This window comes from Oscillibacter sp., assembly GCF_031978065.1.
Lineage (GTDB): Bacteria > Bacillota > Clostridia > Oscillospirales > Oscillospiraceae > Oscillibacter.
This window is the reverse complement of the sequence record NZ_DALZCH010000196.1, coordinates 1-2,246: the sequence shown is the minus strand read 5'-3', so window position 1 is coordinate 2,246 and position 2,246 is coordinate 1. Positions and strand designations below refer to the sequence as shown.

The following is a 2,246-nucleotide window of genomic DNA, read 5'->3' as shown; positions in this document are numbered from 1 at the left end:
CTGATACCGCGGTATTCGCGGAGCGATATTCTTCCTGCATGGTGAAGCCCTCCGGGCTGGGCGGCTCTGCCAACATTGGAATGCCGATTGATGTAACCTACGGCGGAACCCGTACAAAGGGTACTGCTGCGGTAGCGTCCAACGGCACGGTTACATTTACTGCAGAGGGCGGCGGCGGAGATTAAGCGCGGTGCTATGGCACGGCGCTATTTTTATAAACGGGCGGAGGGAACAACCCTTCGCCCTGATTTTTAGGAGGTAAATATGGCTGAACTAAAATTTGAAACTGGTATTGTGACATTTACCGTGAACGGTGGGTATGAAATTTCCTTCAATCCCACCGACACAGCATTCGTTAAAAAGCTGTTTGATGCTTTCGAAACCCTCGACAAGCGGCAGGACGGATATAAAGCGGAGGTGGAGAAGAACGCCAACAAGAGGGAAGTATTTGACGTCGCACAGAGAATGGACGGAGAAATGCGCGAAATCATCGACGGGGTTTTCGGGGACCCTGTGTGCGATGGGATTTTCGGCGGCATGAACGTGTATGCACTGGCTGATGGACTTCCGGTGTGGTGCAATTTTATGCTGGCGGTCATGGACGAGGTTGACACCACTTTCTCACGCGAACAGAAGGCAACCAACCCGCGAATCAGTAAGTACACTGCAAAATATCACAAATGAGCGGGCCGTGGAATGATTTGCTACCAACCTCCGTCGAGGTAAACGGAACCAACTATAATATCCGCTCAGACTACCGCGCCATTCTAGATATCTGCACGGCCCTATCAGATGCAGATTTGAGCGATGAAGAAAAGCCGTTAGTCGCGCTGGATATCTTTTATCCGGGGTTCTCGGATATGCCACAGGAGAATTACGAGGAGGCCGTAAAGCGGTGCTTCTGGTTCATCAACTGCGGGGATGCACAGCAAGAAAGTAGCCCTTCCCCAAAACTGGTTGACTGGGAACAAGATTTTAAATATATCGCAGCTCCAATCAACCGCGTAACCGGACAAGAAATCAGATCGGTCGATTATATGCACTGGTGGACGTTTATTGCAGCCTATCAGGAAATCGGAGACTGTACATTTGCTCAAATCGTCCGTGTCAGAGATAGGAAAATGAGAGGAAAGCCGCTGGATAAATCAGATCAAGAATGGTATCGCAAAAACCAAAGATTAGTAGATTTCAAAACACAATACACGCAGCAAGACGACGCAGTGTTTGATGTGTGGACGGGAAAGAAGAAAGCCGCCCCCATATAGCAGGGGCGGCAATCCTTAAAAGTGGCAATCTGAAAGCTGAACCCTGAGCAGCGGGGTTCCTTCACATTTCCCTACAATGGTAATATCCTGACCATCTTCAAGTGATGCCAAAATGTCATTATCTGACTCGCTTTCACCGCTAAAAAAACATTCAATTGGGTATAGATTCAAACCATCTCCGCTGTCAATCGAAACACAAGGGTTCTTCGAAACTACATCTTGGGTGATATCTGATATCTTCCCGCTGACGGCAATCCACTTCCCGTTATATGTCTCGTCAGCGCTTACTTTGTTGTCCGAGTAGGCCTTCCAAAGAGAGATGGAAGACACGGTTAATTCGGGCTTTTGCAAGACCTTTTCTGTCGGAGATGGAGAGGCACTGCCTGCAAGTTTTAGCACAAGAACCGAAAAGAATATTAAAAAAAAGATGGCGGCAGCGGCGTTGATCGGGTTGATATAGGCGTTTTTAGCTCCGCAACGAGGACACGCCTTTGCGTTTTTTGCAATTTCAGCCCCGCAGGATTTGCATTTGGCCGTTTTGCTGCTCATGGGAAATCCCTCTTTTCTATCGTTCTATACCCAAACATTACCATATTGCAGCAAAAAAGTCCACAGTTTTTTAGGAGGTGCTATAAACATGCCTGACGGCTCTATTACGTTTTCAACGGCACTAGATAATGCGCAACTTGACAAACAGTTACAATCCCTGAAAAAGAAAATTATCTCCATTGAGGACAAAGTTTCGCAAAAGCAGGCGGAGCGCACGCCGTTCGCAGAGCAGTCAAAGCAGCTTGCCGCAGATTTGGACGCTGCAAAGGCGCGGCTTGAATATATGAAAAGCGGGAGGGAATTTTTTACATCGGGGCAAATTTCCGCGCAAACGTCAATGGTGAAAGAATCTGAAAAAGCATGGGTGGCCGTGCAATCTAAAGTTGAACGGTACGATACAGCCATTAACAGCGCCACCATAGAACTTGAGCG

At 48.0% G+C, this 2,246-nt stretch carries 4 protein-coding genes and 1 pseudogene; 4 read left to right on the top strand and 1 reads right to left on the bottom strand.

The genetic code is table 11. The features are described from left to right. From RTK01_RS16655 to RTK01_RS16645, 3 genes and pseudogenes are all read left to right on the top strand, one after another. Positions 1–185 (top strand): annotated as a pseudogene (locus RTK01_RS16655) (hypothetical protein); the annotation flags it as partial. A 79-nt stretch (positions 186–264) separates the two neighbouring features. Then, entirely contained in the window at positions 265–684 is a 420-nt protein-coding gene (locus tag RTK01_RS16650; protein WP_312282039.1) for a hypothetical protein, read from the top strand. Further along, positions 681–1,265 (top strand): Gp15 family bacteriophage protein, encoded by a 585-nt coding sequence (locus RTK01_RS16645; RefSeq protein WP_312282038.1) that lies wholly within the window; start codon positions 681–683, stop codon positions 1,263–1,265. Before RTK01_RS16650 ends, RTK01_RS16645 begins: the two co-directional genes overlap by 4 nt. A 15-nt stretch (positions 1,266–1,280) precedes the next feature. Here the strand turns inward: RTK01_RS16645 and RTK01_RS16640 are convergent, their stop codons facing one another. After that, positions 1,281–1,814 (bottom strand): OB-fold protein, encoded by a 534-nt coding sequence (locus RTK01_RS16640; protein ID WP_312282037.1) that lies wholly within the window; start codon positions 1,812–1,814, stop codon positions 1,281–1,283. Positions 1,815–1,902: 88 nt separating this feature from the next. On the opposite strand from RTK01_RS16640, the gene RTK01_RS16635 reads away from it, so the two are divergent. Beyond that, the coding region (locus tag RTK01_RS16635) for a hypothetical protein (protein ID WP_312282036.1) at positions 1,903–2,246 on the top strand (344 nt) is incomplete at its 3' end.